General features: G+C 68.6%; 16 protein-coding genes and 1 tRNA gene. 15 read left to right on the top strand and 2 right to left on the bottom strand.

The window, feature by feature from the left end:
• Positions 1–256 precede the first annotated feature (256 nt).
• The 3 genes from KF684_13950 to KF684_13940 are packed head-to-tail and all read left to right on the top strand — an operon-like array spanning position 257 to position 2227.
• Positions 257–1237 carry a hypothetical protein gene (locus KF684_13950; GenBank protein MBX3354028.1) on the top strand — a complete coding sequence of 327 codons (981 nt, stop codon included), beginning with the start codon at positions 257–259 and terminating at the stop codon, positions 1235–1237.
• On the top strand, positions 1234–1815 hold the full coding sequence (locus tag KF684_13945; GenBank protein MBX3354027.1) for an RNA polymerase sigma factor: 582 nt from the start codon (positions 1234–1236) through the stop codon (positions 1813–1815). Before KF684_13950 ends, KF684_13945 begins: the two co-directional genes overlap by 4 nt.
• The gene (locus KF684_13940) at positions 1808–2227 is read left to right on the top strand and encodes a hypothetical protein (GenBank protein MBX3354026.1); all 420 of its coding nucleotides are present in this window, start codon (positions 1808–1810) and stop codon (positions 2225–2227) included. Before KF684_13945 ends, KF684_13940 begins: the two co-directional genes overlap by 8 nt.
• A 195-nt stretch (positions 2228–2422) precedes the next feature.
• Here the strand turns inward: KF684_13940 and KF684_13935 are convergent, their stop codons facing one another.
• A complete protein-coding gene (locus KF684_13935; protein ID MBX3354025.1) occupies positions 2423–3880 on the bottom strand; it encodes a sigma 54-interacting transcriptional regulator in 1458 nt (485 codons plus the stop codon).
• Positions 3881–4173: 293 nt separating this feature from the next.
• Between KF684_13935 and KF684_13930 the strand changes: the two genes are divergently transcribed.
• From KF684_13930 to KF684_13875, 12 genes are all read left to right on the top strand, one after another.
• Positions 4174–4476, top strand: coding sequence for a hypothetical protein (locus tag KF684_13930; GenBank protein ID MBX3354024.1), 303 nt, complete (start codon positions 4174–4176; stop codon positions 4474–4476).
• Positions 4477–4615: 139 nt separating this feature from the next.
• Positions 4616–4690, top strand: a tRNA-Glu gene (locus KF684_13925).
• A gap of 243 nt (positions 4691–4933) precedes the next feature.
• Entirely contained in the window at positions 4934–5485 is a 552-nt protein-coding gene (locus KF684_13920; protein MBX3354023.1) for a hypothetical protein, read from the top strand.
• Positions 5486–5507: 22 nt separating this feature from the next.
• Positions 5508–5684: a hypothetical protein gene (locus tag KF684_13915; GenBank protein MBX3354022.1), complete on the top strand. Its 177-nt coding sequence runs from the start codon at positions 5508–5510 to the stop codon at positions 5682–5684.
• 94 nt (positions 5685–5778) lie between these two features.
• Positions 5779–8379: a hypothetical protein gene (locus KF684_13910; protein MBX3354021.1), complete on the top strand. Its 2601-nt coding sequence runs from the start codon at positions 5779–5781 to the stop codon at positions 8377–8379.
• 370 nt (positions 8380–8749) lie between these two features.
• The gene (locus KF684_13905) at positions 8750–9502 is read left to right on the top strand and encodes a c-type cytochrome (protein ID MBX3354020.1); all 753 of its coding nucleotides are present in this window, start codon (positions 8750–8752) and stop codon (positions 9500–9502) included.
• Positions 9503–9539: 37 nt separating this feature from the next.
• Positions 9540–11513 carry a Sec-dependent nitrous-oxide reductase gene (gene nosZ, locus KF684_13900; GenBank protein MBX3354019.1) on the top strand — a complete coding sequence of 658 codons (1974 nt, stop codon included), beginning with the start codon at positions 9540–9542 and terminating at the stop codon, positions 11511–11513.
• Complete coding sequence (locus tag KF684_13895; protein MBX3354018.1) at positions 11510–12265, top strand: hypothetical protein; 756 nt, start codon at positions 11510–11512, stop codon at positions 12263–12265. Before nosZ ends, KF684_13895 begins: the two co-directional genes overlap by 4 nt.
• Positions 12262–13647, top strand: coding sequence for a nitrous oxide reductase family maturation protein NosD (gene nosD / locus KF684_13890; GenBank protein MBX3354017.1), 1386 nt, complete (start codon positions 12262–12264; stop codon positions 13645–13647). Before KF684_13895 ends, nosD begins: the two co-directional genes overlap by 4 nt.
• The gene (locus tag KF684_13885) at positions 13644–14525 is read left to right on the top strand and encodes an ABC transporter ATP-binding protein (GenBank protein MBX3354016.1); all 882 of its coding nucleotides are present in this window, start codon (positions 13644–13646) and stop codon (positions 14523–14525) included. The genes nosD and KF684_13885 overlap by 4 nt, the downstream gene beginning before the upstream one ends.
• Entirely contained in the window at positions 14522–15400 is an 879-nt protein-coding gene (locus tag KF684_13880; protein ID MBX3354015.1) for an ABC transporter permease, read from the top strand. Before KF684_13885 ends, KF684_13880 begins: the two co-directional genes overlap by 4 nt.
• Entirely contained in the window at positions 15397–15855 is a 459-nt protein-coding gene (locus KF684_13875) for a nitrous oxide reductase accessory protein NosL (protein ID MBX3354014.1), read from the top strand. The genes KF684_13880 and KF684_13875 overlap by 4 nt, the downstream gene beginning before the upstream one ends.
• Here the strand turns inward: KF684_13875 and KF684_13870 are convergent.
• Entirely contained in the window at positions 15844–16854 is a 1011-nt protein-coding gene (locus KF684_13870) for a ketopantoate reductase family protein (protein ID MBX3354013.1), read from the bottom strand. The two genes, KF684_13875 and KF684_13870, sit on opposite strands and share 12 nt — an antisense overlap.
• Positions 16855–16882 lie beyond the last annotated feature (28 nt).

The following is a 16882-nucleotide window of genomic DNA, read 5'->3' as shown; positions in this document are numbered from 1 at the left end:
AGGGTGGAGAGACAAGGGGGGTGGCGTGGTACGGCGCAGCCGTGCCACGAGGGACCACCGCCCATGCCCGTGGCACGGCTGCGCCGTACCACGCCACCCTGCACATCTTCTTCACCCCTCTCCCATCTCTGCGCCCTCTGCGTCCTCTGCGGTAAAACTCTTCCAAGAGCGCCACACAACCCCGGACCCGCGGCGACCTCTCCCCGGACGCCCCGCCGTGGGGCGAGAAAGCACCCCTCTCCGAAGGGCACGAACCATGCGGACCCTCCTCACACGCACCCTCGCCGGACTGGCCCTGAGCGTCACCCTCGCGTCGGCGGCCCTCGCGGTCGATTCCAAGGACAACGCGGCGCTGCGCTATTGGCGCGCGTTCGCGCTGGTGACCCCTGCGCATGTGGAAGTCATCTCGGGCGTTGACCGCAATCGGATCGGAGACGCCGACTTCGCAATCCGCGATGAAGCGGTGCTGAACATCCTGCGTGACGACTCGCTCATCAGCCGGCTGGTCGAAGCCGCGGCCAAGCCTGACTGCGACTTCGCGATCGAGTACGACAAGGGCCTTGACGCGCTGCTGCCCCACCTCGGACCGATGCGCACGAGCGCGGTGATCCTCCTGCTCCGGGCGCGTATGGATCTGGCCGAGGGAGACGCCGCGCACGCCTCCCAGGCGCTCGAAGCGGTGCTCCGCTCCTCCGAGCACCTCGTCAGCGACGACACGCTCATCAGTTCGCTGGTCAGTCTCGCGATGTTCGCGCTCGCGCAGCCGGTGATCGAGCTGGGCGTTTCGCAGAAGGCATTCGACGCGAACCAGATCGTGACGCTCCGCGACGCGCTCGACCGCTTTGCAGAGAAAGACCCGTTCGGCGTTCTCGCCAGCATACGGCGCGAGAAAGAGGTCATCGCCGGATGGGCCGCCTCGACCCTCCGGGGCGAGGCCGGCGCCGAGTGGCTCCGCGTTCTCCCCGACGAAGGCGCCGCGGGCCGTCTCGCGCAATACCTGGCGCAGGGGGGCGACATCATTTCGCAGATTTCGCTCTACGAACTCTACATGGAGCGCGCCATCCTCGCGCTTGAGCGGCGCGATGGCGCGACGCTCGCGTCGCTGAGCGAGGCCGCGGACGCCGGCGCGTTCGGAGACCTCACCGGCACGCTCGCCCCGAGCTTCAGCAATCTCCTGCGCTCGCTCGAGCGCGGCGACACGCTGCTCGCCTCGCTCCGAGAGTCTCTCGCGCGATGAGCACCGAAGGCGGCGACACCAACCTCACCGCCCTCCTCCGGCGAACCCGCCGGGGCGACGAGGCCGCGGCACGCGAACTCCTCGCGCGTCTCGGCCCGTCGCTGCGTCTCTACGCGCGCTCCATCCTCCGCGACGCACAACTCGCCGAGGACGCCGCCCAGGCCGCCCTCGTCTCCCTCTTCGATACCCCCGTTCGCGAGGTCGACAGCGTCCGCGACGCGCAGGCGTGGCTGCTGACGCTGACCAGGCGGCGCGCGGTCTCGATGCTGCGCACGCGTGCGCGCGGCGCGAGGCGCGACGCGTCACACCGCTCGGCGTCGCTCACGCTCGTCGGGGCCGACGCCGACCACGATCTGGCCGCGCTGCGCGGCGCGATCGTCTCGCTCCCTCGCAAGATGCGCGAAGCGGTCGCCCTCACCCACGCCTGCGGCCTCAGCATCGACCGCGCCGCCGAGGCCATGGGCGCCAGCCGCAACAGCGTCGCGTGGTGGCGACGCGAGGCCCACGCCCGGCTCCGCGCCGCCCTCGACCCGGATACAACCCCGCCCCGCGCTCTGGAGCACACCGATCATGCCTGACGAACGACTCGACACCCTGCTCCACGCGTGGGCCGAGGACGAACGCGCCGCGCCGCTCGCGGGCGATGCATTCCTGTCGCGCGTGCGAGCCGAGCGATCGCGACGGCGCGCCGTCGTGCTCGGCACAGTCGGCGCGGGCTTCGCGCTGGCCGCGTCGCTGGCGATCGTCGCGTGGCTCGGTTTCAGCGCGCCCGCTGCGTCTCCTCCGTCGGATCACCAACGCGCCGACGCGCCGCTCTCTCCGTCGGAGCCCGCGCAGCCCGTCGTCGTCGCCGCGTCCTGGATCGAGCCCTCCGAGTCGACGATGGCCAACCTCTGGCGACTCAACGAATCCCGCGGCCTCGACGACCTCATCCTCCCCCGCGCCGACAGCGTCGCCTGGACACGCACCGTCAGCCCCCTCGGTAACTGAACGCAACACCATCCGGGCGCCACTGTCGGCTTGCCGACAGTGCTCTCTCTTCTACTCCACCTCTGCTTTCAGATCGAGCATTGGAGAAGCGGTAGCACTGTCGGCAAGCCGACAGCGGCACCCAGAAAACCCTCTCTTCAACTCTCTCCCCCTCCGCGCCCTCCGCGTCCTCTGCGGTGAATCTCTTCTCTCCGCTCAGCGAGCGTACATCGACCCGCCCAGTTTGCTCAGCCGGTTGTTCACATACAGGAACTCCAGCGCGAGTTCCCCCGCGCACGCCAGGTCCTGCTCGTTGGACGGGTCCATGCCGGCCTTCTTCGCGATCGTCTTCGCCGCCGAGAGCAGGCCCTCGACATGCTCCATCGACGCGATCGCGTCCGACGCCGAGATGTCGTCGCCCAGTTGCAGGCGCATGCCCTTCGTGAACCCCTCGGTGATCGTGTCCACCTCGCTCAGCGGCATCAGGCGCGAGACCACGCGCTTCACCGCCTCGCCCAGCAGCGCCTCGATCAGACGGTCCTCCGTCGACTTCCCGTCGCCCGACGCGCCGTCTTCCGACAACATCAGTTCGATCTTGCCGCGGCACGCCGCCGGCAGATACCCCGTGTCGCAGATCCGCGGCACGACCTCGCCCTCGCCGGTCGAGAGCGCCCGGCGCTCCGCCGCCGAGATCAGCGACTCCAGCAGCGCGATCGACGCGCGCACCGACACGCCCGACGCCTGGTTGATGTGCGACGACTTCCTCGCCTGCGACACCGTCTCTTCCAGGATCTCGTGCATCACCGCCGGCACGCGCACCCGCGCGCCCTCACGCTCCACGAACGCGTTCTCGCGCGTGATCCGCATCGCCTCCTTCGTATCGCTCGGGTAGTGCGTGCGCACCACCGACCCGATGCGGTCCTTCAGCGGCGTCACGATCCTTCCGCGGTTCGTGTAGTCCTCCGGGTTCGCCGAGAACATCAGGCACACATCCAGATTCAGACGCACCGGGTACCCGCGGATCTGGATGTCGCGCTCCTCCAGCACATTGAACAGCGCCACCTGGATCCGCGGCGCCAGGTCGGGCAACTCGTTGATCACGAAGATCCCCCGGTTCGCGCGCGGGATCAGCCCGAAGTGCATCGAACGCTCATCCGCCAGCGTGTAGCCCTGCGCGTGCTTGATGATGTCGATGTCGCCGATCAGGTCCGCGACCGTCACATCCGGCGTCGCGAGTTTCTCGAGGTACCGCTCCGAGCGGTGCAGCCAGCGCACCGGCGTCGAATCGCCCAGCGCCGCGACGGCGTCGCGACCGGTCAGCGTCACCGGCGCGACGGGGTCGTCGGGCAGTTCGCAGCCCTCGGCGGCGATGATCGGGACCCACTCGTCGAGCAGGTTCACCATCGCGCGCAGGATGCGCGTCTTGGCCTGCCCTCGCAGCCCCAGCAGCAGCGTGTCGTGCTGCGCGAGGATCGCGTCGATCACCGCCGGCACGACGGTGCGCTCGTAGCCCACGATCCCCGGGAAGATTGATCGCTTCTCGCGCAGGGCCGCGATGGTGTTCTCGCGCAGTTCCGCTTTCACCGAGCGGGGGCGATACCCCGACGCCCGGAGTTCCCCCAGTGTGCTGATCGGCGGGGATGACGCGTCGGGATGCTCGGGAGGGGGCGTCATGGCTGCCTTTGGCTCGGTGGGGGATGGGCCGGAGAACGCACGCAGACGCCGCGGGACGCCTGATAACCTGACGGTAGGGGTCGGTTCCGGGGTCGGTAAAGCCAGACATGCGGCGGGGCTTGGCCGCTTCTCTCCGGACCAGCGCCACCCGCGCGAAACCCTGATGGACGCGCCGGGCGCAGGGGCGATACACTTGTTCCGGTGGCGTCAAGCCCGGTTCGGACCTCGCGAATCGGTCGATGATGGATGGATGCACGCTTCGCCTGCGCCCCGGCGCAGGGAGGAGGCCGACGATGGGACTCGACTTCGCGATCGACGAACTGACGGCGACCGGCTGGTCGGCGATGGACACCACCGGGTGCCAGCACACCGCCGAGGGTCGCGTCTATCCCGGGCTGCTGCGCGTCCAGCGAGAGTTCGCCGCGGCGGGCTTCGAACTGTCCATCCGCTTCGTGCAGCTCTTCGATTGCTATCGCGCCGAATGGCGCGACGCGCAGGGCGCCCCGGCGGGCGCCGTCGTGGGCGGCAGCGAGTCCGAGGCCGCGGTCTACGCGCTGGCCCAACTCCGTCGCCTGTCGACCGGCGTGAAGGCCTGAGCGGGACGCCCGCGGCACGACGCCCGCCGGCGCCCCCGGGGGCCGAGGGATTGACCACCGGCGTGGTCGGTCGTACCGTTGCCTCTCCCGGAAATGAGACCGGGAGCGGCGGCCATCCAGCCGCCGGACCGACAAGCCCGGCCCCATCGTCTAGCCTGGTCTAGGACGCCAGGTTCTCATCCTGGAAACCGGGGTTCGAATCCCCGTGGGGTCATTACGGCCGAGACACGCGAGCCAATAACGGCGGCCCGCAGGAGCGATCCTGGGGGCCGCGTGTCGTTTTGGGGTGACGCACCGTATCTCGCGGCGCATGACGCGCGAACGGACTCTGGTACGATCCGGCGCTCGGGACATGGGTCACGACGGAGAGTATCAACAACCCGTACGGCTCGAAGGGGACACCGTATCATCAGCGGAAAGTTGACGAACTGGAAGCGAGCGAAGGACGAGTAGCTGCATGCCTGAAATCGAGTTCGTTCTCACGGAAACTCAGCAGTACGGCATGATTGAGTTCATCCTTCAGATGGGAGGACGGTTTCTCGTTGTGCCGTACGGCCACACTGTCCCGCAGTTCCCAGTGCTGACAAGCGCCGACGAAGTGCTTTCCTATCGCGGCAGAGCCATTGGGCCATTTAATGTTCTGTCTGATTTGTATACAATAACAAATCCGGTTACTTATCTTGTAAATAATATTCATTTCGGGCCAATGTACTCCGCCGCGTCTCGGTCGTGGGGGCCGGTTATTGAGATAAGTCTTTCGCAAGGTGTGGCGACGGCCGCGCAGCGGACTGTCGGCTTCGCGTCCTACTATCCGACCTACTTTATCAACGATGTGGAAGAGCGTCCGCCGTTGAGTCTGAGAAAGTTTTATTCTCAGATTAGAAGCTGGGTAGTAGCCCGATCCTTTCCTGTTCGGGAGCGAAGTTGTGGCAGGAAGATGTTTATTGACAACGAGTATTCTAGGGTTGTGCTTGATGATTTAATTGGGTGGGGCAGCTGGGTGAGATAGAGGAGAATCGTGTTAGGCTCTTGTGTCGGAACACGACAGCCTGCCCGACGGCGCGTTCACGCAGGACGAGCGGGCCGCGCTGGCCGCGGCCCAGAGCGACCCCACGGTTGCGCTGGTCCAGCAACGCCTCGACGCCAACCTCGCGGGTGTTCAGGCGGCATGGCTCCAGTTCATGCAGCAGCACGCCGCGGCGGAGTGAGCGTTCTCTCCTTCTTCCGGGCGCGCCCCGCCCCGATGTCGCCCCTCTTCCCGTGGGGTCCCACTCCGGGACCCCCATGGAAAGGAGCAGGGCGATGCAACGCACCTCATCTCACGGTGTCGGGTCTTTCCTCAAAGTCGTTGGCGCGGCGGCGGTTGTCGCGTTCGCGAGCGGCGGCGTCTGCTCGGCGCAGACCACATGGACCGCCGGCAGCACGGTCACCCTCACCGCGACCTTCACGGTTACGGACACGCTCATCATCGAGCCGGGCGTCACGGTGCGCATGGGCACGGACGCCGCGTTCGTCGTCGGGCCCACGGGCACGCTGCTGGTCAACGGCACGCCGGGGACGCCGGTGCGCTTCCAGCCCCAAGGGAGCTCCTGGGTCGGCCTGCGTTTCGAGCCTGGGTCCGACGGCGAGATCACCGGCGCGCTCATCGAGCGTTTCCGCGAGAACGGCATCGAGATCATCGACGCGTCGCCCGTGATCCAGAACAGCACGATCCGCCAGCTCGGCCCGCTCTTCCAGGTCGTCTCCAGCCCGAGCGGGATCCGCGTGCGCGGCGGCGACGCCAGCCCGATCATCCTTGGCTGCACGATCGAGAGCATCGTTGGGTCTCCGGGCTCGATGGGCTCGACGGGTTCGTTCGGCACGGCCGGCAGCCCGGGCGCAGACGGAGAACTCTTCTCACCCCACGGCTCCATGGGCGGGAGCGGTTCACCTGGCGGCGGTGGCGGGACTGGCGGCGAGGGCCGCGCCGCGTACGGCATCCTCGTGTCCCAGGGCGCGCGCGCGACCATCGGCTACAACACCATCCGCAACATCCGGGGCGGCGTCGGCGGGACCGGCGGCGTCGGCGGCACGGGCGGGGGCGGCGGGCGTGGCGGCCATGGCCTGAACGGTCTCACCAGCGGTGGCAACGGCGGGACCGGCGGAGCTCCCGGCTTCGGCGGGCCGGGAGGCATCGGCGGCGTCGGCGGCCGGGCGGAAGCGATCAGGATCGAGTCCGCGACCGACGATCTCTACGCCTTCCAGAATCTCATCTACAACATCGAAGCGGGCGCCGGTGGAACCGGCGGCAGGAAGGGCAACGGCGGGCGGGGCGGCGACGGCGGCAGAGGCGGGAACTGCACGGGCCTCTTCTGCACAGCCGGCAACGGCGGGTCGGCGCGCAACGGAGGAAGCGCAGGCAACCTGGGCGGAACCGGCGGCGCCGGCGGGCAGGTCGCGGCGCTCGGCGCGTTCAACAACAGCCAGATCGTCTCGTTCGTGAACAACACCGTCGCCGACATGCTGCCGGGCGCAGGCGGCAGCGGCGGCCAGGGCGGCAGCGGCGGCCCGGGCGGCTTCGGCGGCGCAGGGGGGACCGCGCCCTCGGGCGGAACCAACGGATCGAGCGGGAGCAATGGGTCAACCGGTTCGAACTCATCCCCGGCTGGTCCCGGCGCAGGCAGCCTGAGGACCGGCGTCCTCGCAAACGGAAACGGCGCTCATGTTGAAGCGTTCAACAACATCTTCGCGCTGGGCGCCTCCGGCAGCGGCATCGTGTTCCGGTCGGAGTCCGGCGCGCTGATCACCATCGACTACAACAACTACTCCAGCACCCCGCTCTCCAGCGGTTCCGTGGTCATCGGGTCGAGCAATCGCTTCGGTAACCCGCAGTTCATCGATCAATCGGCAGGGAACTTCCGGCTCACCACCGCCAGCCCCGGCGTCGACGCCGGGAGCAACGCGCTGGTCCCGCCCGACTTCCTCGATCTCAACGGCAACGCCGACACGACCGAGCCGATCCCCTTCGATCTCGACGGCAACCCGCGCATCGCGCCGAGCGCGCCCGGGGGCGTCGCGACCGTGGACATGGGCGCGTACGAAGGCGTCTTCACCACGCAGATCTATCGAAGGGAAGCCGCCGCGTGGATGGCCGCCGCGCCGTCCGAGGCGTACGCCTTCGACGAGTTCTTCCCCGGCTTCGCCGACGCAGGCGGCTGCCTGGTGGGCGACCCTTCGGGTCCCGTCGTGATCGCGCTCGACGGCGGCACGCTGACAGTGTCGTCGTTCCAGGGGACGAACCCCGTGTGCGCGATCACCGACGCTTCGGGCGCCCCGGCGGTGTCCGATGCGAATCTCGACAATTCCGCCGGCAACGGGCTCGTGGTGTTCGAGTTCGACCCGCCGGTGACGGGGTTCTACACCTACTTCGGCTCGCTCGCGAGCGGAGCGATCGCCACGATGGACCTCTTCATCGACGAGGGCCCCGAACTCGCGTTCCTGCAGTCGATCACGACGCTGCCGAGCACCAACGCCATCCTGGCCGGCGGTCTGGGCTTCAGGTCCGCGATCCCTGTCCGGCGCGTCGAAGTCACGACCACCGAGTTCGGCGCCGTGGCGATCGGCGCGTTCGTCGGGCTCGTGGGCAGTGAGACCTCGCTCGGGACCGTCGAGATCGACGGGTACAGCGGGCCGAGCGGTTCGATCGTGCAGTACGACTTCGCGTGCGCCTTCGTCCCGCGCGCGTCGTGCGCGCCGGATGTGACCGGCGACGGCCAGGTGAACTTCGCCGACCTCAACGCGGTGCTCACCGCGTTCGGGCAGACTGGCGACGACCTCCCGGCCGACACGAACGACGACGGCGTGGTGAATTTCACCGACCTGAACGCCGTCCTCGGCGCGTTCGGGACCGACTGCCCGTCCTGAGCGCATCGGAGCGTCGAAACTCGTACACCAAAGTGACGCCGGGGTCGCGATCTGCGACCCCGGCGTTGTGCGTTCAGGGCCCGACGCCGCGGCCCGTACAAAATCCAAAATCACCAAGGCCGGGCGGCGCCCCGATCTCCCGCTCGTGCGCCTTGACACTGCGACAAACCCTGATAGAGTATTTGTAGGTATAAATGCACGAATACTAAGAAATGGCCGATGATGAGCCCGTGAATGGGGATCAGCCATGCGTGACCTTCGCCAGAACGACAATCGTGACGCTCGCCGGGCCGCGAGAGGGGCGGCGTCGGGTTTGGGCACTGGGGTCGGATCCGACCCGTTCCGGGGTCGCGCGCTGGGGATGGGCGTGATGCTCACGCTGACACTCCCGGCGATTCTGACCCTGATGGTGTCGGTGACGCCCGAGCCGCCTCGCGACCCGACGCTGGTCTGGGCGAAGTCGCTGGGCGTTGCGCCGGCGACGCTTCTGGAGGGTCGCACGGTCTACGCGAGTTCGTGCGCCGTCTGCCACGGCGCCGACGCGCAGGGCGTGGCGCGTCTGGGCAAGCCGCTGCGCAACAGCTCGTTCGTGCAGGAGCATTCCGACGACGACCTGCTGGGCGTCATCGCCGACGGTCGCCTGCCCGATGATCCGCTGAACACGACGGGCGCCGTGATGCCGGCGCGCGGGGCGCGTGGCCTCAGCGACGCGCAGATGCGCAGCGTGGTGGCCTACCTGCGCACGCTGCAGGAGCCGGGTGCGCCGACGGTGTCGCTCGAGCAGTGGATCGTCGCGACAGGCGGGAGCGCCGAAGCGACCGGCGTCGGTCGCGCCGGCGGCGTCGGTCACGACGCGTTCCTCGCGTCGTGTTCCGCGTGCCACGGGCCGCGCGGCGAGGGGCTCGACGGGCTGGGCAAAGCGCTCGTCGGGAGCGACTTCATCGGGACCAGATCCGATCCCGAACTCATCGCGTTCATCAAGACGGGGCGCCCCATCTGGGACCCGGACAACACGAGCGGGCTCGACATGCCCCCCAAGGGCGGGAACCCGGCGATCACCGACGAGCAGCTCGAATCGATCGTGAAATACATCCGCACGCTGCACGCCGAGTCGGGTCGCTGACCCGCGCGGCGGCGGCACGCCGAAAGGAAGGCGCGCCATGAGACTGGACGGAAAGACGAGGAACGGTTGGATCGTCGCGGCGGTCGTCGCCGCGGGTCTGGCGTCGGGAGTGTCGGCGCAGTCGATGAACGATGTGCAGCGCGTGGCGCGCGAGCGCGGGCTGTCGACGACGGACCTGCTCGCCGCCGCGAAGACCTACACACCCAGCGGGATGAAGGACCCGTTCGTCATCTTCGCGTCGGGAGGCCACAGCGGGCAGGTGCATGTCATCGGCGCGCCCTCGATGCGCCTGCTGCGCACGATCGCGGTCTTCACGCCCGAGCCCTGGCAGGGGTGGGGCTACGGCGTGGGCAACGACGTGCTCGCCGGCGGCGACGTGCTCGGGAAGCCCAACCTGTGGGGCGACACGCACCACCCGGCGCTCTCCGAGACCAACGGCGACTACGACGGGCAATGGCTTTTCATCAACGACAAGATCAACGCGCGCGTCGCGGTGATCGACCTGCGCGACTTCGAGACCAAGCAGATCCTCAAAAACCCGCTCACGGTCAGCAACCACGGGCTCTGCGTCACCCCCAACACCGAGTACGTGATCGAGAGCTCGCAGTACGGCGCGCCGATGGGCTTCGAATACGCCCCGATCGCGTCCTACAAGGACACGCACCGCGGGTCGGTGATCTTCTGGAAGTTCGATCGCCGCAAGGGGCGCATCGATCCGGACCAGTCCTTCGCCCTCGAGCTGCCCCCGTACTGGCAGGACCTCGTCGACGCCGGCAAACTCGCCAGCGACGGGTACCTGTTCCTCAACTCGCTGAACACAGAACTCGCGACGGGCGGCATCCAGGACAAGAAACCGCCCTTCGAGGCGGGCGTGAGCCGCAACGCGACGGACTACATGCACATCGTCGACTGGAAGAAAGCCGAGGCCGCGTTCAAGGCAGGCAAGGCCGAGCCGATGGGCGGCTTCCCCGTGCTGTCGCTGCGCACCGCGATGGAGCAGGGCATCCTCTACCTGACGCCCGAGCCGCGCAGCCCGCACGGCGTGGATGTCGCGCCCAGGGGCGACTTCATCGTCGTCTCGGGCAAGCTCGATCCGCACGTCACCGTCTATTCCTTCGAGAAGATCAAACGCGCCATCGAGACGAAGAAGTTCTCGGGGTCTGACGCGTACGGCATCCCGATCCTCGACTTCGACTCGGTGGTTGAAGCCCGCATCGAGCTTGGCCTCGGGCCCTTGCACACGCAGTTCGGCAATGACGGATACGCGTACACCTCGCTCTTCCTCGATTCGGCCGTCGCCCGCTGGTCGATGGGCGGCGAATACGGCAAGGCCACGCCCGAGCCGGACTGGACGCTCGTGCACAAGACGCCGGTCCACTACAACGTCGGCCACATCGGCGCGGTGCACGGCGACACCGTGAACCCGCTCGGCGGCTACCTGGTCGCGTTCAACAAGTGGTCGGTCGACCGCTTCCTGCACCCCGGCCCGCTGCTCGCGCAGAACTTCCAGCTGATCGACATCTCGGCGAAGGGCGCGGCCATGCCCGTCATCTACGACATGCCCGTCGGCTTCGGCGAGCCGCACTACGCGCAGATCATCAAGGCCGATCTTCTGAAACCATGGAGCGTCTACCCGGAGGTCGGCTGGAACCCGCACACGCAGTCGCTCGACCCGATGGCGCCGAAGAAGGGCCAGGAGCGTGTCGTGCGCACCGGCGACACGGTCGAGGTCCATATGACCGCGGTGCGCAGCCACTTCAACCCCGAGCACATCACCGTGAAGCAGGGCGACAAGGTCGTCTGGCGCATCACGAACCTCGAGCGCGCCGTCGACGCGACGCACGGCTTCGCGGTGCCGGCGTACAACATCTCGGTCAGTCTCGAGCCGGGCGAGACCGTGAGACTCGAGTTCATCGCCGACACGCCGGGAACCTTCCCGTTCTACTGCTCTGAGTTCTGCTCCGCGCTCCATCTGGAGATGATGGGGTACTTCATGGTCGAACCCAGGTGAATCCCTTCGCCGCGCCCGGCGTGGACACGCGCCGGGGCGGATTCCGCGCCGACGAACGCGCCGCGCGCATCCACGAACCGAAAGGCGCCGCCGTGAAACCGACGCTCCTCGACCGCATCCTGGGCCCCCGTGTCGACCCCGCGGAGCGGTCCGCCCATTCCCTGCGGTACGGCGCTCCAGGGTTCCTGCTGCTGACGGCGCGGGTGCTGCTGCTCGTGTCGCTCTTTCTGCCGTACTGGCACATGGAGCTGCACGCCCCGCAGTACCCCGAGAATCTGCGTCTGATCGCGTACCTGAATCACCTCTCGGGCGATGTCGTGGAGATCGACGGGCTGAACCACTACATCGGCATGCGCTCGCTCGAAGAGGCCGCGCAGTTCGAGCGCAGCGTCGGCGTGTACGCGATGATCGCGATGGTCGTGATGCTCGAACTGAGCGCGTACCTCCACACGAGATGGGCCGCGGCGCTGGCAGTCCCGGTCATTCTCTTCCCGGGCGTGTTCCTGCTCGACCTGCACCTCTGGATGCGCCACTTCGGGACCAACCTCGACCCGCACGCGCCGCTTTCGTCGGCGATCCAGCCCTTCGTGCCCCCGATCCTCGGCACGGGCCTCGTCGGCCAGTTCAAGACGGTCGCGTGGCCCGGTGGGGGTCTGCTCCTGGCGGCGGCGGCGTCCGTCACCATCGTCGTCGCGCTGTTCTTCCATCGGCGCGCCTACCTCCCGCTCGTCAAGGCCATGAGGGACGCATGAAACCCGCGCTCGTCATCCTGGCGATCGCGCTGCTCGCGTCGCCTTCCAGCGCGCAAACCGCCCGGCCGACCAGCGACATCGCGGCCCTGATCGCTGACGCGGCGCCGGGCGACCGCGTGCTCGTCCCCGCCGGTCTCTACGCCGGCACGCTCGTCGTCGACCGGCCGATCGTGCTCGACGGGGCAGGCCGGGTCGAGATCGACGGGCTGGGCGCCGACGCCGTGGTCGTGCTCAATTCCGAAGGCGTCACCTTCCGCGGATTCACGGTGCGGAACACCGCGTCGGGCATCGATCGCGAGCCGGCCGCCATCCGCGCCGAGACCGGACCCGTCGTGATCGAGGACAACATCGTCGAGGACGCGCTCTTCGGCATCGATCTGCGCACCGCGCCGGGGTCCGTCGTCCGACGCAACCGTGTGTCGGGCAAGCCGCTCGGCCCCGAGCGCAGAGGCGACGCGATCCGCCTGTGGTGGAGCGCCGACAGCGTGGTCGAGGACAACGACGTCTCCGACAGCCGCGACGTGGTCTTCTGGTACTCCGAGGGCATGAGCGTCGCGCGCAACCGCGTGCGCGGCAGCAGGTACGGGCTGCACTTCATGTACAGCCACGACACCACGCTCCGCGACAACACGCTGACGGCCAACTCCGTCGGCGTGTACCTGATGTACAGCAAGGGCATCACGCTCGAAGGCAACACCATCGTCAACAACCGCGGCGCCAGCGGCTACGGCATCGGGCTCAAGGACTGCGACGCCATCGTCATCGAACACAACGCGCTGCTGGCCAACCGCGTCGGGCTGTACATCGACAACAGCCCGTCGTCGATCGATTCGACAGGGTCCGTGCGGGGCAATCTCATCGCCTACAACCAGACGGGCGTCGTGGCGACCCCGAACACCCACGACAACGTGTTCACCGGCAACGTCTTCCTCGACAACGAGGAGCAGGTGTCGGTTCACGGGCGCGGCTCGCTGACCCTCAACCGCTTCTCGGAGGGCGGCGTGGGCAACTTCTGGTCGGACTACGCCGGCTTCGACGCCGACAACGACGGCGTGGGCGACCTTGCGTACGAGCCGCGGAGTCTCTTCGAATCGCTCCTCGCGCGCGAGCCGAATCTCCGCATCCTGCAGCACAGCCCGGCGCAGCAGACCGTCGAGTTCACGGCGCGGATGCTGCCCGAAGTCCGACCCGAGCCCAAACTCATCGACGAGCACCCGCTCGCGCGCCCGCCGCAGCTCGAATTCGGTGATCCCGAAGACCCGCGTGCGCGAGGCCCGATGTTCGCGCTCGGCGTCTCGCTCTTCGCGATCGCGTGCGGCGTGGCGCTCTGGCTCGCTCGCGACAACGCGGCGCTCGGAACACAGGGGAGGGTCAGCGCATGATCGTCGCACACCATGTCACCAAGCGGTTCCGACGCGCTGTCGCGGTCGACGACGCCTCGTTCGAGCTGGAGGCCGGACGGGCCCTGGCGCTGTGGGGCAGCAACGGCGCCGGCAAGACCACGCTGATCCGATGCATCCTCGGCGTGTTCCGGTTCCACGGGAGCATCTCGATCGCCGGCGTCGATGTGCGCCGACGCGGCCGCGCCGCTCGCGCGCTCGTCGGGTATGTCCCGCAGGAACTCTCTTTCCACGACGACACCCGCCTCGGGAGCGCGATCGCGTTCTTCGCGCAACTCCGGGGCGTCAGCGTGGACCGGGCGGTCGAAGCCCTCGGGGCCGTCAATCTGCAGGGCCATCAGCGCAAACGCGTCCGCGACCTCTCGGGCGGAATGAAGCAGCGCCTCGCGCTCGCTGTGGCGCTCGTCTCCGACCCGCCGGTCATCGTGCTCGACGAACCGACCTCCAACCTCGACGCCTCGGGGCGCGACGATGTGATGGAAGCACTCCGGGGTCTGAAGTCGCGAGGCAAGACGATCGTGTTCGCCTCGCACCGTCCAGAAGAGGTCGCGTCGCTGGCCGATCGCGTGCTGGTCATGGAGAAGGGGCGCATCGCCGCCGACCGCGGCCCGCGCGACATGTGGGGCGAGCACGGGCACACCCGACGCATCCGCCTGCGTGTGTCGTCGGACTCGCTGGACGTCGCCTACGCGACGCTGCGACACGCCGGCGTCGACGCCCATCTCAACGGGAACGGCCTGTGCGTCACGACGTCGAGCGACCGCAAGGCGACCCCGATCCAGGTGCTCGCTCGCGCCTCGATCGAGGTGCGTGACTTCGAGTTCCTCGACGACCACGACGCGAAGGAGGCTGGATCATGAGCACCCTCGCCCCTGCGCCCACGCCGCTGACCGAGCGTTCTCGTCACCCGCTCGCCTGCACCGCGCTGCTGGCCCGCCGGGAGTTCCGCGACGCGCTCTCGAGCCGCTGGTTCATTCTGTACGCGTTCGCGTTCGCGGCGCTGTCGGTCGCGGTCTCGTTCCTCTCGCTCGCCGGGACGGGCTCCTTCGGCTTCGCCGGGTTCGGAAAGACCGCCGCCGGGCTGCTGAACCTCATCATGCTGGTCGTGCCCCTGATGGCGCTGACAGCGGGGGCGGGCACGATCGCCGGGGAGCGCGAGCGCGGGACGCTGCTGTACCTGGTTGCGCAGCCCGTGTCGCGCACGGAGATCTTTCTCGGCAAGTTCATCGGGCTCGCGCTGGCGCTGTGGTGCGCGCTGCTCTTCGGCTTCGGGCTCAGCGCGATCGCGCTCGCGATCCGGACGGGCGCCGTCGGCATCGGCGCATTCGCGACGCTCGTGGGCGTCACCTGCGCGCTCGCGTGCTCCATGCTCGCCGTCGGGATGCTCGTCTCGGCGCTCTCGCGCCGTTCCGGCGTCGCGACGGGCGTCTCGCTGTTCGCGTGGCTCGTGCTCGTGTTCGTGAGCGATCTGGGCCTCATGGCGAGCTCGCTCATCTTCCGGTTGAGGGTGCAGGAGGTCTTCGCCCTCGCGATCGTCAACCCGCTCCAGGCGTTCAAGATGAGCGTCGTCATCGCGATGAACGGCTCGCTCGATGTGCTCGGCCCCGTGGGCGTGTATTCGACCCAGGCCTTCGGGCACGCGCTCCCCTGGATGCTCGCCGGCGTGCTCGCCGCGTGGACCGTGCTCCCGCTCATGCTCGCGACCGTCGTCTTCTCACGGAGATCCGCGCCATGAACTGTCTGAGAATGACCGCCGCGCTCCTGGCGCTCGGCGCGCTCGCCGGGTGTCGTCAGGCAGATCCCAACGCGCCGCCGGCCATCGTCTACGGCGAGTCGACCTGCGTCGAATGCGGCATGATCATCAGCGACGACCGGTTCGGCGTGGCGACCGTCATCGCTGGCGACAGGGGCAACGAGACGCTCCTGTTCGACGACTTCAACTGCCAGTTCAATCTGGAGAACAGCCGGGGGAACCTCGTCGTGGTCCGACGCTGGGCGCGCGATCACGGCACGCGCGCGTGGATCGACGCCGACTCGGCGCGGTTCGTCCTCGCGCGGTCCCTACGCACACCGATGGGATCACACCTCGCCGCGTTCAAGGACGGCGCAGACGCGGCGGCCTTTGCAAGGCAGCACGACGGCGAGGTGATCGATCTCGAGCACGCGCGTGCGGCGGTCTCAGGGCGGTGACGACGCCCCCCGCGCCGTCGACGCCGCATCGCCGCGCCGGAATACGCGCCAATCGAACGCGTCGATAAGCGCCGTCACCACGCGGTGCGTCGGTGTCGCGACGCCGACGCGCTCGGCGTGCGCTGTCACCTGCCGGTTGAGCTGGCCGACCTCGCTCGGGCGCCCCTCGCGGATGTCCTCGACCATGCTGGGCGTGTGCGCCCGCGCGGACTCGATCATCGCCCACAGACGGTCCCGCGCGTCATCGCCCAGGTCGATGCCCTCGGCCTGCGCCACGCCCAGCCCCTCGTCCAGCAACGACTCGACCACACTGCGCGCCGGCGAGTCGAGCGTCTCGCCCACCGAGTTGTCCGTGAGCGCCGCGACCGGGTTCACCGAGGCGTTGATCAGGCCCTTCGTCCACACGAACGGCTCGATATTGTCCACGTCCTGGGCGTCGAGCCCGCCGGCGCTCATCCGGGCCGCCAGCGCGCGGCAGGCCGGGGCGTGCGCCGGGTCGAGACGACCGATGCGGTGGGGGGGACGCGTCATCGTGACCTCGACCGCGCCGTCGGGCGCGATGCGCGCGCCGTAGTTCAGCACCATCCTCAGCACTCGCGGATCGCCCAGGTGCTCCATGAGTTGCCGCCCGCTCTCGATCCCGTTCTGGAAACTCACCACGAACGGCGTGGCGCCCTCGGGCCCGAGCCGGTGCAGCACGGGGCGCAGCTCGCCCGCGACCTGCGCGATCGCGCTGGTCTTGGTCGCCACGAACACCGCGTGCACCGGGCCGCAATCCGCGAGCCGGGCGATCGAGGGAACGATGTCCGGGTCCGCGTGCGCGCTGCCCAGCCCACGCACCGTGGCGCCCTGTCTTCGGATGCGATCGGCGAGGGCCGGGTCGCGGCAGACGAGCGTGACCGGCCCTGACGCGCCGAGGGCTGCGGCAAGACTCAGGCCCATCGCGCCTGCGCCGATCACGCCGACGCGTCCGTGCTTCAGATTCGGTTGTTCGTCCAACGCCGGGGTCTCCGTCGGCACAAAGTCA

The organism is Phycisphaeraceae bacterium, assembly GCA_019636675.1.
Lineage (GTDB): Bacteria > Planctomycetota > Phycisphaerae > Phycisphaerales > UBA1924 > JAHBXC01.
Note: the sequence above shows the minus strand (reverse complement) of the source record. Positions and strands in the feature narration are given on the sequence as shown.

What these genes read in the sequence shown, in the direction of transcription:
- KF684_13880 (MBX3354015.1), top strand. Translation starts at nt 14,522, where the DNA reads ATGAGCACCCTCGCCCCTGCGCCCACGCCGCTGACCGAGCGTTCTCGT.
- KF684_13950 (MBX3354028.1), top strand. Translation starts at nt 257, where the DNA reads ATGCGGACCCTCCTCACACGCACCCTCGCCGGACTGGCCCTGAGCGTC.
- KF684_13930 (MBX3354024.1), top strand. Translation starts at nt 4,174, where the DNA reads ATGGGACTCGACTTCGCGATCGACGAACTGACGGCGACCGGCTGGTCG.
- KF684_13940 (MBX3354026.1), top strand. Translation starts at nt 1,808, where the DNA reads ATGCCTGACGAACGACTCGACACCCTGCTCCACGCGTGGGCCGAGGAC.
- KF684_13945 (MBX3354027.1), top strand. Translation starts at nt 1,234, where the DNA reads ATGAGCACCGAAGGCGGCGACACCAACCTCACCGCCCTCCTCCGGCGA.
- KF684_13885 (MBX3354016.1), top strand. Translation starts at nt 13,644, where the DNA reads ATGATCGTCGCACACCATGTCACCAAGCGGTTCCGACGCGCTGTCGCG.
- KF684_13935 (MBX3354025.1), bottom strand. Translation starts at nt 3,880, where the DNA reads ATGACGCCCCCTCCCGAGCATCCCGACGCGTCATCCCCGCCGATCAGC.
- KF684_13910 (MBX3354021.1), top strand. Translation starts at nt 5,779, where the DNA reads ATGCAACGCACCTCATCTCACGGTGTCGGGTCTTTCCTCAAAGTCGTT.
- nosZ (MBX3354019.1), top strand. Translation starts at nt 9,540, where the DNA reads ATGAGACTGGACGGAAAGACGAGGAACGGTTGGATCGTCGCGGCGGTC.
- KF684_13875 (MBX3354014.1), top strand. Translation starts at nt 15,397, where the DNA reads ATGAACTGTCTGAGAATGACCGCCGCGCTCCTGGCGCTCGGCGCGCTC.
- KF684_13920 (MBX3354023.1), top strand. Translation starts at nt 4,934, where the DNA reads ATGCCTGAAATCGAGTTCGTTCTCACGGAAACTCAGCAGTACGGCATG.
- nosD (MBX3354017.1), top strand. Translation starts at nt 12,262, where the DNA reads ATGAAACCCGCGCTCGTCATCCTGGCGATCGCGCTGCTCGCGTCGCCT.
- KF684_13905 (MBX3354020.1), top strand. Translation starts at nt 8,750, where the DNA reads ATGCTCACGCTGACACTCCCGGCGATTCTGACCCTGATGGTGTCGGTG.